This window comes from Thermoflexus sp., assembly GCF_034432235.1.
In the GTDB taxonomy this organism is placed as follows: domain Bacteria; phylum Chloroflexota; class Anaerolineae; order Thermoflexales; family Thermoflexaceae; genus Thermoflexus.
The window spans coordinates 29,728-47,134 of the sequence record NZ_DAOUCJ010000072.1 but is presented as its reverse complement, the minus strand read 5'-3'; the positions used below and the strand labels follow the sequence as shown (position 1 = coordinate 47,134).

At 66.0% G+C, this 17,407-nt stretch carries 13 protein-coding genes; 11 read left to right on the top strand and 2 right to left on the bottom strand.

What is annotated here, in order from left to right:
* Nucleotides 1-909, bottom strand: a 909-nt coding sequence (locus VAE54_RS08645; protein WP_322801555.1) for an NAD-dependent epimerase/dehydratase family protein, incomplete at its 3' end; no start/stop codon positions are given.
* 11 nt (nucleotides 910-920) lie between these two features.
* Nucleotides 921-1,970 carry a PHP domain-containing protein gene (locus VAE54_RS08640; RefSeq protein WP_322801554.1) on the bottom strand — a complete coding sequence of 350 codons (1,050 nt, stop codon included), beginning with the start codon at nucleotides 1,968-1,970 and terminating at the stop codon, nucleotides 921-923.
* A 279-nt stretch (nucleotides 1,971-2,249) separates the two neighbouring features.
* Here VAE54_RS08640 and VAE54_RS08635 point away from each other — a divergent pair, with 279 nt between their 5' ends.
* The 11 genes from VAE54_RS08635 (at nucleotide 2,250) to VAE54_RS08585 (ending at nucleotide 17,401) form a co-directional block, all read left to right on the top strand.
* Nucleotides 2,250-3,020 carry a slipin family protein gene (locus VAE54_RS08635; RefSeq protein ID WP_322801553.1) on the top strand — a complete coding sequence of 257 codons (771 nt, stop codon included), beginning with the start codon at nucleotides 2,250-2,252 and terminating at the stop codon, nucleotides 3,018-3,020.
* Nucleotides 3,021-3,186: 166 nt separating this feature from the next.
* Nucleotides 3,187-4,629, top strand: coding sequence for a cation diffusion facilitator family transporter (locus tag VAE54_RS08630; protein ID WP_322801552.1), 1,443 nt, complete (start codon nucleotides 3,187-3,189; stop codon nucleotides 4,627-4,629).
* Complete coding sequence (locus VAE54_RS08625; protein WP_322801551.1) at nucleotides 4,595-5,266, top strand: cupin domain-containing protein; 672 nt, start codon at nucleotides 4,595-4,597, stop codon at nucleotides 5,264-5,266. The genes VAE54_RS08630 and VAE54_RS08625 overlap by 35 nt, the downstream gene beginning before the upstream one ends.
* Before the next feature lie 157 nt (nucleotides 5,267-5,423).
* Complete coding sequence (locus VAE54_RS08620) at nucleotides 5,424-7,514, top strand: HDIG domain-containing metalloprotein (RefSeq protein ID WP_322801550.1); 2,091 nt, start codon at nucleotides 5,424-5,426, stop codon at nucleotides 7,512-7,514.
* A gap of 113 nt (nucleotides 7,515-7,627) precedes the next feature.
* On the top strand, nucleotides 7,628-8,152 hold the full coding sequence (gene ybeY / locus VAE54_RS08615) for an rRNA maturation RNase YbeY (RefSeq protein WP_322801549.1): 525 nt from the start codon (nucleotides 7,628-7,630) through the stop codon (nucleotides 8,150-8,152).
* A gap of 200 nt (nucleotides 8,153-8,352) precedes the next feature.
* Nucleotides 8,353-9,447: a rod shape-determining protein gene (locus tag VAE54_RS08610; RefSeq protein WP_322801548.1), complete on the top strand. Its 1,095-nt coding sequence runs from the start codon at nucleotides 8,353-8,355 to the stop codon at nucleotides 9,445-9,447.
* Between the two features lie 36 nt (nucleotides 9,448-9,483).
* On the top strand, nucleotides 9,484-10,311 hold the full coding sequence (mreC, locus tag VAE54_RS08605; protein WP_322801547.1) for a rod shape-determining protein MreC: 828 nt from the start codon (nucleotides 9,484-9,486) through the stop codon (nucleotides 10,309-10,311).
* 179 nt (nucleotides 10,312-10,490) lie between these two features.
* Nucleotides 10,491-10,997, top strand: a complete 507-nt coding sequence (gene mreD, locus VAE54_RS08600) for a rod shape-determining protein MreD (RefSeq protein WP_322801546.1) — start codon at nucleotides 10,491-10,493, stop codon at nucleotides 10,995-10,997.
* Nucleotides 10,998-11,125: 128 nt separating this feature from the next.
* Nucleotides 11,126-13,135: a penicillin-binding protein 2 gene (mrdA, locus tag VAE54_RS08595; protein ID WP_322801545.1), complete on the top strand. Its 2,010-nt coding sequence runs from the start codon at nucleotides 11,126-11,128 to the stop codon at nucleotides 13,133-13,135.
* Nucleotides 13,136-13,177: 42 nt separating this feature from the next.
* Complete coding sequence (locus tag VAE54_RS08590; protein ID WP_322801544.1) at nucleotides 13,178-14,107, top strand: proline dehydrogenase family protein; 930 nt, start codon at nucleotides 13,178-13,180, stop codon at nucleotides 14,105-14,107.
* 129 nt (nucleotides 14,108-14,236) lie between these two features.
* The gene (locus VAE54_RS08585) at nucleotides 14,237-17,401 is read left to right on the top strand and encodes an O-antigen ligase family protein (protein ID WP_322801543.1); all 3,165 of its coding nucleotides are present in this window, start codon (nucleotides 14,237-14,239) and stop codon (nucleotides 17,399-17,401) included.
* Nucleotides 17,402-17,407: the final 6 nt, after the last annotated feature.

Below are 17,407 nucleotides of genomic sequence, written 5' to 3'. Positions count from 1 at the left end.
ACGGGCCTCAAAACCCAGCAAGGCACGAGCCTTCGAGACATCCGGAACCCGATGGGGAACCTCCTCAAAATCCGGCCCATAGACCTCGGAGAAGGGGAGAAAGCGGATCGGCGCCCGGGAGCCCGAAATCGACCGGATCTTCTCCGCCAGGGCGAGGATGGAGATCTCCTCGGGATGCCCGATGTTGAAAACATGGCCGAAGGCCGCGGGCAACCATCCGGCCCGCAACGTTCCCTCCACCGCATCCTCCACATAAATAAACGAACGGGTCTGCCGCCCATCTCCATAAACGGTCAGCGGCTCCCCCCGAAGGGCCTGATCCATAAATCGGGCGACAACATAGCCGTAGCCATGGGGATCCGCCCGCGGGCCGTAGACGTTAAAATAGCGAACCACGCTGACCTGAAGGCCCCGGCGTGCCCAGGCCACCGCCAGGTGCTCATCCAGCAGCTTACTCACCGCATAGGCCCAGCGCGAAACCGTCGGCGGGCCCAGCCGCAGATCATCCGCCTCCCCCGCCGGCCAGCGCACCCCCTTCCCGTAAACCTCCGAGGAGGAAGCCACGCAAACCGGAATCCCGCGCTCAGCACACGCCTCCAAAACCCGCTCCGTTCCCTCCACATTCACCTGGATCGTCCGCAGGGGATCCGCCAGCACCCGGGGAACTCCCACCACCGCCGCCAGATGAAAAACCATCTCCACCTCTTCCAGAGCCGCCTGAAGCGCGGCTCGATCCCGCACATCCCCGATAATCACCTGGAGCCCCGGATGATCGCGCACACCATCCAGGTTCTCCAATCGACCTCCACTGAGATCATCCAGAACGGTGACGGAATATCCCTCCGCCAGCAAGCGCTCCACCAGATGCGAACCGATGAAACCCGCCCCGCCCGTCACCAGCGCCCGCATGGGCCCTTCCCTCAAATCACCCGAATCGGATTGGTCAGAATCCAGAGGCGACCCCCGCGATACACTTCAATTCGATAAATCCCCGGTTCCGCCGTGAGATAATGCAATCCCCGCCCGCGGGCCCGGGCCACCACTCCCTTCCCAAAACGGATCAGCCGGAACTCCCCGGGAGCCGGGGCAACCGCCTCGATATGAACAGCCCCCGCCCGACGCAGCGTTTCCCCCATGGTCGCCCGCCGGTGCCCACTACGGGCCTCAAATCGAAAACCCCGCGAGGACCCCAGCAGATCGTTGGCCACCCAGACACGGCCTGCCTGCAAGGCATCGCGGATCACCAACCAGTCCGCCTCAGGACGACGCTGGAGGGGACGATCCACCAGGACATGGGTGTTCACCGCACGGAACAACCATTCGTAGGGGAAAAGCACGCGCCGCCACGGCCCCAGCGTGTAGGCATGTCCGTGCGCATCCGCCCCACCGATGGCCACCGCCGGGACCTCGGAGAGCCATAACTGCTCCCACCAGCGGATCGCCTCGGGGAACGGGCCCCTGAGAAAACGCGGAGGGAAGAAGGCGTAATACAACGCGTGGAGGGGAGTCCTCAGCCGGGCCTTGAACTCGCTCATCGTGTTCCAGATCTCCAGGCCCGTAAACCCCACCACCGCTCGATCCACCCAGGGGAGAGCTGGCTCCCCCAGCCAATCCTGCAGCCAGCGCGGCGTATACTCCACCGGATGAGCCAGGAAGACCAGGGCCCCCTGCTCCCGGGCCGCATCGATCAGAGCCTGAGGAGAAGCCGCCCACATGGACAGCTCCCGCCCGGCCCCCAGGATGAGGGCATGATTCGCCTGAGGCTGCCGGCATGGGTCATGGATCTCCTCGCCCACCAGCAGGAGGACCCGATCATAGTAGCCCTGCACTCCTCCAACCCACACGTTATGATCTGTCACCCCCACCACATCCAGGCCGGCCCGGGCCGCGGCCGCTACAACATCCCGATGAAAGCCGACCCCATCCGAGAAGCGCGTATGGCTATGCAGATTACACACCAATTCGATCATGGGCCCCCCGCTATCGAGAACAGAGATTGGACCCTTGGAGCCATAGAGGCCAGGAAACAACCAGGTCTGAAGCGCTCCCAGTTTAATTAATTAAAGGGAAAAAGCAAACAGTTCGGAATTGGCCGGGCGGAGCGAATCCTCCGGTTCATCGGCCATGCCTGTCCCACCCCTATTCGCTCCGGCCAATTGAGTTACAATGAGAGCGGAAACAGATCGATCGGCGGCCGCCGGAACAGGGGATCAAAGCTTCACCTGCTGGGGCGAAAGGAGAATGTTCCAATGGAATGGATCGTGTGGGGCATTCCTGTTGCTGTGGCCATCCTGGTCCTGCTTTCGTCGGCCATCCGGATCCTGCCGGAGTGGGAACGGGGTGTGGTATTACGGCTGGGCCGATATCACGCCACCAAGGGCCCTGGCCTTTTCCTCGTCATCCCGATCATCGATCGGGTGATTCGGGTCAACCTGCGGCTGATGACCTTCGATGTGCCTCCCCAGGAGGCCATCACCCGGGATAACGTCACGGTGAAGGTGAACGCCGTCGTCTTCTATCGCGTGATCGATCCGGCGAAGGCCATCACCCAGGTAGAGGATTTCAAGGCCGCGACCTGGAATCTGGCCCAGACGACCCTCCGCAGCGTTTTGGGCCAGTCGGAACTGGACGAGCTGCTCGCCCATCGGGACAAGGTCAATGCGCACCTGCGGCAGATCCTGGATGAGGCAACGGATTCCTGGGGGATCAAGGTGGTGATGGTGGAGGTGAAGGACGTGGAGCTGCCGCAGGGAATGCAGCGGGCGATGGCCCGGCAGGCGGAGGCAGAGCGGGAGAAGCGGGCCAAAATCATCCATGCAGAGGGCGAATACCAGGCGGCGAAGACCCTAGTGGAGGCTGCCCGGATGATCGCCTCCGAACCCGCCGCCCTTCAGCTGCGCTACCTGCAAACACTGACCGAGATCTCGATGGAAAAGAACTCCACCATCATCTTTCCGGTGCCTGTGGACACGCTTCAGGTCTTCCTGGGCAACATGCATCGACCCAGCACCGGATCCTGATCAGGAGACCCTATGCCAGCCCGGCCCCTAAATCCCCGGGGAGGCGAGAGCGGGGCAGGCCACCTCGCCCGATGCGTCGTCCCGCAAAACCGGCCAGCGGGAATGATCGCCCACGGGGCGGGCACACTGGGGACTCATGGCCCTCTCACCCAAAGGGGAACATGGGATGTATCAGCGCCAGGTGCAGCGAGTGCTGTGGATTGTCCTGGGGACCAATCTCGCAGTGACTCTGATCAAGCTCCTCGTCGGCCTGCAAGCAGGAGCGCTGAGCGCACTGGCCGACGCGTTCCACAGCGGGCTGGACGCCTCGGCCAACGTCATCGGGCTGGTGGGGATCGCCCTCGCCTCCCGGCCGCCGGATCGTAACCATCCCTACGGCCATCGCAAGTATGAGGCCATCGCCACCCTCATCCTGGGGATCTTCCTGCTGATGGCCTCCCTGGAGGTCATCCGGGGGGTGATCGAACGGCTGCTCCTGGGCGGGCAACCGGAGGTGAGCGGGCCGCTGTTCCTGCTGATGCTGCTCACCTTGCCGATGAATTTCGCGATCTCCCATTATGAGGCCCGCCAGGGGGCACGGTTGCGCAGCAGCATCCTGATGGCCGACGCCCTCCACACCCGCACCGACGTCTTCGTCACGCTGTCCGTCCTGGCCAGCCTGGCCGCCGCCCGCCTGGGGCTCCCCTGGCTGGATCCGGTGGTGGCACTGGGCGTGGTGGGCGTGATCCTCTCCGCTGGCCTGCGGATCCTTCGATCCACCGCCATGGTGCTCACCGATAGCGCCGCCGTGGATCCCGCCGAGGTGGAACGAGTGGCCCTGTCGGTGCCCGGGGTGCGCGCCATCCACCGGGTGCGCAGCCGGGGAACGCCCGATGAGACCTACGTGGATCTTCACCTCAAAGTGGATCCAGCCATGAGCACCGAGCAGGCCCATGCCATCGCCACGGAAGTTGAAGAGCGATTGAAAGCGGAGATCCCAGGCGTGGTGGATGCCGTGGTCCATATCGAGCCCGGCCGTCTGCCTCCTTCCTCGGAATGGGAAGCCATGACCATTCGCCTGCGAAACCTGGCCGACCGGCTCGGGCTGGGCGTGCATGAGCTCCACGGGGTCCAGACACCGGAAGGCTATCATATCGGCCTCCATGTGGAGGTCGATGAAGCACTATCCGTGGAGGAGGCCCATGCCCGGGTTACGGAGCTGGAACGAAGGGTCCGGGAACACTTCCCGCAGATCCTCACGGTGACCACCCACATGGAGCCCCGAGCCCATGGGCCACGGGCGGCCGGCATGGAGGCCCCAGAAGACCTGGCGATCGCCGCCCGGGAGGCCGTCGAGCGGATCTTCGGCCCCGGATCATGCCGGGAGGTCCGCCTCTACCCCCACGAAGCGGGCTACGATGCGGCGCTGATCTGCCAGGTGGCCGGTCAGACGCCCCTGGAGGAAGCCCACCGACAAGCGGAGGCTGTGGAGCAGGAACTGCGACAACGCTATCCTCAGCTTCAGCATATCATTGTCCATGTAGAGCCGGCAGAGATGTCCCCCCACACGCTTCTGGTCAGCGGAGCAGACCGGAATGATCTTTCGGGCCTCGATCCCGGAAATCCGTGAGAGCTTGGTGGAGCCGTTTCAGGTTTACCCGATCGCCCGGTTCGGAACGGTTCACGTTTACGCCTATCGCTCCTTTGGCGAGGTCACCCGGCACCGCCACCCGGAGTTCGATGAGGTGTTTCTGGTCTACGAGGGGCTGGTCACCTTCTGGACGGATCGCCAGGAGGTGACCCTGAAGCCCGATGAGCTGATCCGGATCCCTCGGGGGATGGCGCATCGCTCCGGATCCCGGGTGCCCTCCCTGGTATTATTGTTTCGAAAGGATCTGATGCCCGAGCGCCGGAACGGCGATTTTCGGATCAGCGAACCGGCAGCAGGCCCTCTGATCACCATCCGCATTCATGATCACCTTCGAAGCTATCCGGATTTCACGCCCGCCCTGCTGCTGGAAGCCCATGCCGTCCGCTACCAGGGGATTCGAGGGAGCGGATCTTCCCCCGAGTGGGAAACTCAGGGGCCGGCGTTCGTGCTGCTGCTGCGGGGGGAAATCGCCATGGAGGCCCACCGGCCGGAGTGGCCGGAGCCAGTCCGCGGGATCCTGGGCCCCGGAGAGCTGGCGGTCCTCCCCCCTCGCACCCGCTGGCACTGGGAAAGTCGGGAACGATCCGTGCTGCTCTGGGTGGAGGATCGGGAATGAGCGGGACAATCGACTCCCCAACTGGAAACGCCAGGAGGTTAATCCTGCTCCAGGCCGATGGGTACCTTTCCAATGTGCCCACCCATCCCATGCCGTCGGGGCCACGAAGCCAAAGGGCGGAGGGCATGCGGACATGCCGGGTTGGATGAGCCGCGGGATGGGAGGGAAACCGCTGATCCACCTCGTCCGAGCCATCCCATGGCGTCGGGTCCTGTGGACGATCGGCTGGGTCAGCTGGTCGCTGACCCTGGGGTTGCTGATGGTTGCCCTGGTGGCCTGGCCGATCGACGATGGGGCCAGCCAGGCATGGCAGATCGGACAGGCCGCCCCACAGACCATCTTCGCCCCCTATGAACTCCACTATCCCAGCGCCGTCCTGACCGAGCAGGCTCGCGAAGCAGCGGCGGCCCGGGTCGCGCCCATCTACACCGGCCCGGATCCTCGCATCGCCCGGCAGCAGGTGGAGAAGCTCCGCCAGAGCCTGGAGGCAATCGGGCAGCTCCGGGGGGAAACCCTTCCGCTGGAGGAAAAAGCCCGCCGGCTGGAGCAGATGATCCGGGATCCCCGTCTCTCCCCGGAGCAGCGCCTTCGTTTGCTGACCGTGGATTCCTCCCGATGGGAGCTGATCACCAGCGAGGCCCTGAGGCTGCTGGATCAAATCATGCGGGAGCCCATTCGGGAGGATGAAATCTTCGCCGTGCTCCGGGGGCTTCCCCGTCAGGTCACCGCTCGCCTGACCGAGGAGGAGGCCAGCCTGGTGGTCCGCCTGGTGACCCCCCTGATCGTCCCGAACAGCGTGCTGGATGCGGAGGCGACGGAGGCGGCCCGCCGGCGGGCCCGGGAGGCTGTCCCGCCTCAGATCCGGCACATCCGCGCCGGCGAGGCCATCATCCGCCAGGGGGATATCCTGGACGCACTGGCACTGGAGGCCCTTCAACAATACGGTCTGATCGCCCCGGCGACCCCCGGGCATCTCCCCATCGCCCGGGGCACCATCGCGGGGCTCGGGGTGATCGGACTCCTGCTGGTCCTCCAGCGTCTTGTCCCGGAGGTTCAGGAGCGCCCGCGACGCCCGCTGGCCCTGCTGGGGCTCTTTTTGCTCTTCACGCTGAGCGCGCGCCTGATCACCGTTTTCGCGCCTGAATGGATCTGGGCCTTCCCCACCGCCGCGCTGGGCATGCTGATGGCCACCGGCCTGGGCACCGTGCCGGCGCTGCTGCTCAGCGCGATCTGGTCGCTGTGGTTCGGGCTGATCGCCGACCGAACGCCTGCCTTCCTTGCCGCTTCCCTCCTGGCTAACTGGTTAACCATTCTGATGCTCCACCGGCTGGAGCGCTTTCAGACCCTGTTGGTGGCCGGATTGAGCGCAGGCACAGTCACCGGACTGATCGGCATCGCGGCCACCGTAGAGAGCGGATCGTTCTCCCCGCTGAGGATGCTGATCACCGGCGGAATGGGATTGCTGGCGGGCGCCCTTTCGGTTACGATCACCCTGATCGGGTTCATCATGCTGGGCACTCTCTTCGATGTCACCACACCCCTTCACCTGCTGGAACTGGCCCGCCCGACCCACCCCCTCCTGCGGCAGCTGATGGTGCGGGCTCCGGGAACCTATCACCACACCCTGATGGTCGCTAACCTGGCGGAACAGGCAGCCCTGCGGATCGGCGCGGATCCCCTTCTGGCCCGGGTGGGCGCCCTGTATCACGATATCGGGAAAATGGTCCGCCCCTATTTATTCGTGGAGAATCAGACGAACGGGGATAACCCTCATGAGCAGATGGATCCCTATGCCAGCGCGCAGGCGATCCTTCGCCATGTGGAAGACGGCCTGGCGCTGGCCCGACGCTACCACCTGCCCCGCCGGGTCCGGGCTTTCATCCAGGAGCATCATGGGACGCTGTGTGTGACGATCCCTTATCATCGTGCTGTCCAGGAAGCTGGGGATCCGGAGAAAGTCGATCGGGCGGCCTTCTGCTACCGGGGGCCACGGCCCCGGAGCAAGGAAACGGCGATTGTGATGCTCGCCGATGGCTGCGAGGCCGCAGTTCGGGCGGCGCGGCCGAAGGACCCCCAGGAGCTGGCCCAGATCCTGGAGCGAGTGTTCCAGGAGCGCATCCGGTCGGGCCAGCTGGATGAGGCGCCACTGACCATGCAGGATCTCCAGGGAATCCGCGAGGCGTTCCTGCAGGTCTTCCAAGGGATGTTCCATCCTCGCCTGATGTATCCGGAGACCTCCTCTCATTGAAGCGTTGAAGGAGACAGAGGGGCGGGAAGCAGATGGTTGTGCCGTCCGATCCGCACCCCAAACCCAATCGCCCAGGGGCCGGCTGGTGGGCTCCTGGATCCGGGAGGGTTCCAATGGGGGGAAAGCGATCCCCGCGCGTTCGAATTGAAATCCGGGCGCCCCGGGCGTATCATGCGCCCGGGCGCATCGCCGGGCTGCGGCGGGCCGCCCGCGTGGTCCTTCAACGCCACGGCCTGGAAAACCGCGCCACGCTGACGGTGGCGCTGGTGGATGAGGAAACCATCCGCCAGCTGAACCGGACCTATCGGGGGATCGATGCGCCCACGGATGTGCTGTCCTTCCCCACCCAGGTAGAAATCCCCCCCGGCATCCGATATCTGGGCGATGTGGTGATCGCTTTCCCCTATGCGGTTCGTCAGGCCCAGCGGGAAGGCCACCCGCTGGACGGGGAACTGGCATTGCTGACCGTGCATGGGGTTCTGCACCTGTTAGGTTATGATCACGAAGCCGAAGCAGAGCGGCACCGGATGTGGGCCGTCCAGCGGGAGATCCTCTATCAGCTGGGCTTTCCCGAGGTCGCCCCCGCTGACGAAGGAGGAGACGCCGCATCGTTCCGCCCCGAAGAAGAGGTCACCTGACCGCAGAGCGCTCGTCCGCCCTCTCTGGAACCCGGAGAGAGAAGCCCGGGGAGAGCGGTTGCTGAATGGGCAGGCCCCCCGTATAATCCAGCCCGGACTCCGTAGAAACGGTGGCATGGCCCCGGCCATTCCCTGGGATGGCTTTCCCGTGGGGCATCCAATGGCAAAGGGTATCATCCTGGCTCTGGAGCGAAGAACCGGTGTGGAATCCGATCGACGCGTTGTTCGGATGGCTCTCCCTGGATATCGGGATCGACCTGGGAACTGCAACCACGCTGGTGTGCGTTCGGGGAAAAGGGATTGTGATCCATGAGCCCTCCTGGGTAGCGATTGACCGGCGCTCCCGGCAGGTGCTGGCGGTGGGGGAGGCAGCCAAGGAGATGGTCGGCCGGACCCCCGCGCACATTGTGGCCATCCGCCCGTTGCGGGACGGCGTGATCTCGGAGTTCGAAGTGACCCGGGAGATGATCGGCGAGTTCATCCGCAAAGCCCACCAGCAGGTCCCGGTTCCGATCCCCCGCCCGCGGGTGGTGGTGGGGATCCCCAGCGGGGTGACGGAAGTCGAGCGCCGCGCCGTGCATGATGCCTGCCTCGCCGCCGGTGCCCGGGCCGCCTTCTTGATTGAGGAACCCCTGGCGGCAGCGATCGGGATCGGCCTCCCTGTCGCCGAGGCCCGGGGGAGCATGGTGGTGGATATCGGGGGTGGAACCACGGAGGTGGCGGTCTTCGCCCTCGGCGGGATCGTCGTCGGACGCTCCGTCCGGGTGGCTGGGGACGAGATGGACGAGGCGATCATTCACTACATGCGTCAGCGCTACAATCTGCTCATCGGCGAGCGGATGGCCGAGCGGGTGAAGATCGAGATCGGGTCCGCCTATCCCCTGCCCGAGGAGCGAACCATGGTGGTCCGGGGCCGGAACCTGATCACCGGGTTGCCGGATGCCATCGAGGTTTCCAGCATTGAGATCCGCGAAGCGCTACGGGAGGCAGTGGGCATCATCGTGGACACGGTGAAATCGGTCCTGGATGAGACGCCACCGGAGCTGGTCGCCGACATCATGGAGATCGGCATTGCGCTGGTTGGCGGCGGGGCCCAGCTCAAAGGCCTGGCCCAGCGCCTGACCGAGGAGACCCGGATCCGATGCTGGGTGCCCCCGAATCCGGTCACGGCAGTCGCCCTGGGGGCCGCGAAGGTCCTGGAGAACCTGGACACCTGGCACCGGGTGCTGAGCTCGCTGGATCGCGGCCGGCCGCCCCGATCACCGGTGCGCATCGGCCAGCCGATCGCCCGCTAAGGGAACGCAACTCGGAGATAAGGAGGAGAATGGGCCTTGCCTCCAGGAGATCGACGTCCATGGGGGACGGCTGGGTGGTGGGTGGGCCTGGCTATTGTGCTTCTGTTCCTCCACGGCCTGGGATGGCTTCAACCTGTGGAGTCCCTCCTGACGATTCCTCTGACCCCCCTTCAGCGGCTTATCGCGGATCTGGGGCGGAACGCCATGGACGCTGTGGGATTCCTCCGGGAGATCCGCGATCTCCGGGAGGAAGTGACGCGCTTGCGGGTCCAGGTGGAGGATCTGCAGACGGAGAACCTACGCCTGCGGGAGCTGGCCGCTGAGAACGCTGAATTGAAAGCGCTGCTGGGGATCGTTCGGGAGAACCCCCAGACCACCTTCGTGACCGCCACGGTGATCGGTTACGAGACGGATCCCTATCTTCGGTTTCTCATTCTGGATGTGGGGATCCGCCAGGGAGTTCGAGAAGGGATGGCCGTGATCACTCAGGGTTCGGCCCTGGTCGGCCGGGTCGCCTCTGCGAGCCTCAATCGATCCCGGGTGCGCCTGCTGAACGACGGCGGAAGTCAGGTAGGGGCACTCTTGCAGACCACCCGGGCAACCGGAATCGTCATCGGCCAGCCGGACGGAAGCCTGGTGCTGGATTTCGTGCGGCCCGATGAGCAGATCCTTCCGGGGGATGTGGTGCTGACCTCCGGGGTGGGCGGCCAGATCCCCCGGGCGCTGGTCATCGGCCAGGTTGCCGAAGTGCTGCAGGGCCGCGAGCCCTTCCAGCGCGCCCGCATCCAGCCCGCCGTCGATCCCCGGCGTTTAAGCTATGTGCTGGTGATCACCAGCTTCCCCGGGATGGAGGCTCTGCCTTGAGGGAAGGGGCTGACTCCTGCGAAATGATCATCCGCAGGTAGGCGACCGCCCGATTTCCCCTCCCCGAAACGGGGAGGGGGGATTTTTAGGCGCCCCCTTCCCTCATAGGAAAGGGGGCCAGGGGGTTAGGTCCGAGGGCCCCCTCCCCAGAGAAAGAGAACGAGGAAAGGAAACCCAGGATGCGCAGGAAGTGGCTGCGAACGCTCGGCGTTCTGGGGTTGGCGGCTTTGCTTCAGGCCACCTGGATCCCGATGGGGATCCCGCATCCCGGGCGACCGAACCTGGTGTTCCTGGCGGTCGCCACGGTGGCCTTTCTCGCACCCCTGGAGGAAGGATGGGGATGGGCGCTGGCTGGGGGACTGTGGCTGGATCTCTTCTCCGGAGGGCCGTTGGGCCTCAGCGCCCTGGCTCTGATGGCTGTTGTTCCGCTCGCCCATGGGCTCAGCCGACCGGTTTTCCGGGGGCGGTTGATCATGCCGACGCTGGTGGCCACCACGGGCACCTTCCTGATGGAGGGGGTTCGAGGATTCCTCCTGATGGCCTTACAATATCCGATGGACTGGAACGCGGCGTTCCGGCAGATCATGCTGCCGGAGGCGCTCTGGAATACGATCGGGATGCTGCTGCTTTATCCGCTGTTCCGGGCGCTCCGCCCACGCCCGGAACGTCCCGTGTTACATCGATGAGGAAACGGCCGCAAGGCCATCGGGAAGGGGGGGCTATCCCCCTTTCCCTGCGCGCGATGGAGCGACCCATAGAGTAGGTTGAGGCTTTGAGCAGTTTTCCAACCCTGAGGGGTCAACGGGAACCCGCGATGTCGGAACCTTACCCACCTCGTGAGGCGGAGGCCCTGGATAGCGTGGCGGTGTTCCGTTCCCCTCCACCGCCACCTCCTTCTCCGCATCTTCGCTTGATCCTCTGGGCACTGGTCATCGCCCTCGGATTCGCCGGTCTGGGCTATCGCCTCTACCGGCTCCAGATCGTGGAAGGACCCGGGTATCGGGCGCTGGGGGAGCGGAATCGCCTCCGGGTGATCCCACTGGAGGCCCCCCGGGGGATTCTCCTGGACCGCCAGGGTCGCCCGCTGGTTCAGAACGACCCGGCTTTCCGGGTCCTGGTAACCCCGGGAGATCTGCCAGAGGACCCCGCCCAGCGGGAGGCGATCTTCCAGCAGCTCAGCCGATGGCTGGGCATACCGGTGGAAAGCGGCGGGGCCTCGGCGCAGGGGCAAGGCGGCCCGGGGATCCGGGAGCGGATCCAGGCCGCCGCCCGGGAGGCCCCCTTCCGGCCGCTGGTCCTGAAGGAGCCGGTGGATCGGGAGATTGCCTTCCGTCTGATGGAAGAAAGCAGCCGTCTCCCTGGCGTTCAGGTGGAGCTTGTTTTGCAACGGCGATATCCGACTGGCCCGTTGACCGCCCATGTGGTGGGCTTCGTGGGGCGTATCCCCGCGGAGCAGGCCGCTCGTTATCAGGCCCAGGGTTATGATCCGGCGGTGGATCGGGTGGGTCTCAGTGGCCTGGAATATGCTCTGGAGCCATGGCTGCGAGGGACCAAAGGGGCTCGTTATGTGGAGGAGGATGCGCGGGGGCGGCCGGTGCGGGTGCTGGCGGAGATCCCTCCCCAGGCTGGGGCGCGGATCACGCTCACGCTGGATCTGGAGCTGCAGGCGGCTGCGCGGGCGGCCCTGCAGGCCAAGTTGGAAGAGCTGAACCGCATCGCCGGCCGGGAGATCACGCGGCGGGGGGTGGTCCTCGCGATGCGGCCGACGACCGGGGAGATCCTGGCCATGGTCAGCCTCCCGGATTACGATAACAACTGGTTCGTCAGCCCCGATCTCCCTCAGGCATACAGCCGCCTGGTGGAGGATCCCTTTGCGCCGCTGCTCAACCACGCGATCGCCTCTCAATTTGCGCCGGGCTCCTCCTTCAAGCCTATCGTGGCGGCCGCCGCGCTCCAGGAAGGGGTGATCACGCCCCGAACCCGGCTGTTCGATCCGGGAGAGATCGTGATCCCCAACCGGTATTTCCCCAACGATCCGGGGCTGGCCCAGCATTTCTTCTGCTGGTTGCGCTCCGGCCATGGCTGGCAGGATGTGGTGGATGCCCTGGCCAACTCCTGCAATGTGTTCTTCTACAAGGTCGCTGGGGGGTATGATGTGCCGGGGGAGCCCGTGTTCGAGGGGCTGGGGATCGAGCGCCTGGTGCGCTATATGCATGCCTTCGGCCTGGGGCGCCCGACCGGGATCGAGCTGCCCGGGGAGGCGGCCGGGCAGGTGCCAGATCCGGAGTGGAAGCGGAAAACCTTCGGGGAGACCTGGTCCACCGGCGATACCTACAACCTGGGGATCGGGCAGGGGTACCTGCTGGTGACACCCCTGCAACTCCTCAACGCCATCAGCGCCATCGCCAATGGGGGAACCCTTTACCGGCCCACCCTGGTTCGTGAGATCGCGGGCCCGGATGGCAATCTCCTGAAGGCCTTCCAGCCGGAGGTCATGGGGCGGCTCCCGATTGCGCCGGAGCATCTAACGGTGGTTCGTGATGGAATGGTGGCCGCCGTGGAGCGGGGGACCGCTGTCCGGGCCCAGATCCCAGGGATTCGGATCGCCGGCAAGACCGGCACGGCGGAGTTCTGTGACGATCTGGCCCTCCGCATGGGGCTGTGCTCCGGACGGCGGCTGCCCAGCCACGCTTGGTTCGTGGCCTTCGCGCCCGCAGAGGCGCCGGAGATCGCCATCCTGGTTTTCATCTGGAATGGGGGGGAGGGTTCTCAGAACGCAGCGCCAGTGGCCCGGGAGGTTCTGGAAGCCTATTTCCGGCGGTGAGCGGCGTGGCCCAGGCCTCATCCTCGACATCAGGGGGATCCTATGTGGCGCGCGCTCTTCGTCTCGCTTTCCCGGAACCGGACGATGAAGGAGCGGGTGATGCGCTGGGGGTTCGTCTGGCGAGCCGCCTCGCGCTTTGTGGCCGGCGAGAGGCTGGAGGACGGCCTGCGGGCCATCCGGGAGCTGGAGGCCATGGGGATCGGGGGGATCCTGGACCATCTGGGGGAAAACGTGGAATCCGCCGCCGATGCGATGCGGGCCACTGAGGATTACTTGCTCGCCCTGGACCACCTGACCGCGCTGGGGATGCGGCCACATCTCGCGGTGAAGCTGACCCACCTGGGCCTGGATATTGGGGAGGAGATCTGCGAGGGGAACCTGCGGCGGGTGATCGAGCGGGCGGCCCAGGTCGGGACGGTGGTGGAGATCGATATGGAGAGCAGCGTTTACACGGAGCGCACCCTGAGGCTGTATCGGCGGCTCGCCCCGCAGTATCCCAATACCCGGGTTGCGATCCAGGCCTACCTGTATCGAAGCCGGGAGGACGTGGAGCGCCTGATCGAAGAGGGGATCGCCCGGATCCGTTTGTGCAAGGGGGCCTATCAGGAGCCGCCGCACATCGCCTATCCCCGCAAACGGGATGTGGATGCGAGTTATGTGCGGTTGATGGAGCGATTGCTCTCCGCGGAGGCGCGGCAGCGAGGCGCTTACGTGGCGATCGCCACCCATGATGAGCGGATCATCCAGCACGCGCTGCGCCGGATCGCGGAGTGGGAAGTCCCCCGCGACGCCTTCGAGTTCCAGATGCTCTATGGGATCCGCCGGGATCTCCAGATCTCCCTGGCGCGCCAGGGATACACAGTCCGGGTATACGTGCCCTACGGGACGGAGTGGTATCCATATTTTATGCGGCGCCTGGGAGAACGCCCCGCGAACGTCTGGTTCGTGGTGCGGAACCTCCTCCGGGCGTGATCGTTGACGCGGCACGGGATAGCCGGAATGGGATCCATGACGCTCCATGTTTCCACGCCTCCTCGGAACCTCCGGTAGCCGCTTCGGAGGGCCCATTTCGTGAAGTTCCGGCTCAGGGAAGCAAGTCCTATGACGGTGCTCCAGGATCGATGGCAAGGTTCATTTCGGATTGGGCTGGGTCTGTTGCTGATCAGCCTCGGGCTGCTCGGGCTGGGAGCGACCGGGCAGCTGTTGCGCGCCCGCTGGCAGGGGACGATCGCCGGCTTCCCTCCCCCCATCCCGTGGTCCGGCGAGCCGCGGGTGGGCTTGAATGTCCCGCTGTTTGGACGGAGGCCCGAAGAGCGGAGGCGCGATCTGGAGCAGATCCAGGCCCTGGGCATCCCGCGGATCCGCGTTTTCTTCCCCTGGTCGGCGATCCAGCCGGAGAAAGACCGCTGGGACTGGACGGAGGCCGATCAGGTGATGGCCGAGGTCCGGGCGGCTGGCCTGGAGCTGGTAGCCGTTCTGGGGGATAGCCCTGGATGGGCAGCCCGGCGAAGGGGGCCCATGGCCCCGCCGCTGGATCCCGCCGACTTCGCCCGGTTTGCGGGCGCTTTCGCGGCGCGCTATGGGCGATGGGTGCGTTTTTACCAGATCTGGGATGAACCCAACCTCACCCTCGGATGGGGCGGTGGGCTCCCGGATCCCCCGGCTTACGTAGCCATGCTACAACAGGCGGCCGTCGCGATCCGCGCGGCGGATCCGGATGCCGTGATCGTGCTGGCCGGTCTGGCCCCCACCGTGGAGCGCGGCCCGTGGAACCTGGCGGACTGGTTATTCCTGGAGCAGCTCTATCAGCTGGGCGCCCGGGAATTCTTTGATATTGTCGCCGCCAAGCCTTATGGCTTCGACACCGGGCCGGACGATCGGCGGGTGGACCCGGAGGTGTTGAACTTCTCCCGGGCCATCTTGCTGCGCGAGGTGATGGTCCGCTATGGGGATGAGGGGAAACCGATCTGGGCCAGCCACTGGGGATGGAACGCCCTGCCGCCCGGATGGAGCGGCCGCCCCTCGATCTGGGGGCAGGTGGATGAGGCCACGCAGGCCCGCTACATCCAGGAGGCCATCGCGCGGGTCCGCCGGGAATGGCCCTGGATGGGGACGATGTTTCTGGAAACGTGGCGGCCGGAGACGTCGCCGGATGATCCGCGTTGGGGATTTGCGCTGGTGGATCCCTCCGGTCGGCTGCGCCCGGCCGCGGAGGCGTTGCGCGCCGCCGTGTCATCGGCGCCTTTCACCCCGGGTTACTATCCCGCCTCGGTTCCCCAGGAGGGAGCCGAGGGCCGCGCCTACGGCCCGCCGCCGGGAGCGATCTACGAGGGCGCATGGCGTTTCTCGGCGCTGGGCGCAGATATCGGGCGCGAGGAGGGAGACCGCTTGAGCTTTGTTTTCGAGGGCACCGGGCTCGCCCTAAGGGTCCGACGGGGCGGGTATCGCGCCCATCTCTACGTATGGGTGGATGGGCAGCCGGCGAACCGCCTTCCCCGGGATGCGCGCGGCGCCTACCTGATCCTGACCTCCCCGGATTACGCGACCCCGGAAGTGGTCACCGTCCCGGTGGCGGAGGACCTGCCCTATGGGCCGCATACCGTGCGGATGGAAGCCGAGCGGGGCTGGGGGCAATGGGCGCTGGTGGGCTGGAGCGTGGCCGGGGTGCAGCCGGATCTCTTCCGATATCGCCTGGCGCTGGGCTTGTGTTTGCTCGGGATCGGCGTGGGAGGATGGCTGGTGATCGCTGGAACGCTCCAGGCCCGCCGGTCCGCCGCCCGCTCGATCCGGGAGCTCACGGGGTCCATGGCCCATCGGTTGGGGCTGTGGGGCGCCTGGGGGCTCTCCGGGCTGGTCTACGCCGGGATGTGGTGGATCTCCTGGGAGCCATGGGAGCTCCAGCGTGGGGGCGAACTGCGATGGCTGGGCCTGGGCCTGGCCCTGAGCGGGTTCTTCTATCTGGCTCCCCGGGTGGCCCTCACGGCCCTGGCCGCGTTGCTGCTGCTGGCCGTGCTGATCCGGCGGCCCTCCCTCGGCCTGGCCCTCACCGCCTTCTGGGCCCCTTTCTATCTGTATCCGAAGCCTTTCTTCCAGAAGGCCTTCCCGATGAACGAGCTGATGCTCCTGCTCACCGCCGCGGCATGGCTTCTCCATTCGGGGATCCGCTGGGGGAAGGAAAGGAGGAATACCTGGGCCTGGGAGCCGGCGGATCGCTGGATGCTGGTCTTTTTCGGGGCAGCGACTCTCAGCACGGCCCTGGCCGTGTTCCAGCGGGTGGCGTGGCGGGAGTGGCGCATGGTGATCCTGGAGCCTCTTCTGTTCTACGCCCTGGCCCGGGCGATGCGGCCCCCGCGCGCAGAGTGGGAAGGGGTATTGCAGGCCTTCCTGCTGGGCGGGATCGGAGCGGCCGGCGTCGGGCTGATGCAGGGAATCACAGGGGTAGGGCTGATCACCGGGGAGGCCGGCGCGCGCTGTATGCGAGGGCCCTTCGGCTCACCCAACAACCTGGCGCTTTACCTGGGAAGGGTCTTCCCGTTCCTCCTGGCCCTGACGCTGGCCGGGCGCTCCCGGCGAGGGCGGCTTCTCGCCGGGCTGGGCCTCCTGATGGTGGGGATCCCAGGCATGGGAACATGTTCGGAAGGGGCCGCGTTCCTGGGGATCCCGGCGGCGCTGATCACGATGGGCGGGTTGTGGCTGCGCGATCGGTGGGGAAGGCTGCCACGAAGGGTTCGGTGGGGGCTTGGGATCCTCGCCCTCGGCGCAGCGATGGGGCTGGGAGGGCTTCTTGGGCCGCGCGTGGGGGAAGCGCTGGCCCGGCGCGCATCCACCCCGGGCAGCACCGTCTTCTTCCGCCTCCGCCTGTGGGCCAGCACCATGGATCTGATCCGGGAGCATCCCCTCTTTGGAGTCGGCCCGGACAACTTCCTTTACTGGTATCGCAGCCGTTACATCCGGCCGGATGCGTGGCAGGAGCCGAATCTCTCCCACCCGCACAACATCTTCCTGGACTTCTGGGCCCGCACCGGCCTGCTGGGGCTGATCGCCGGGCTGGCCTGGCAGGTCCTGTTCTGGCGGAGAATCCTCCGCTCAGGGGCTTCCCGGGATCCCTGGCGCTGGGGGGCAGCGGGGGCGATGGCGGATACCCTCGCCCACGGGATGGTGGACAACGGGTTCTTCCTGGTGGATCTGGCATTCGCGTTCATGGTCGTCTTCTATACCGGCCTCCGATCCCCGGAGGCGCCGACCGATCTCGAACAAGGGTCGTAGCGGATC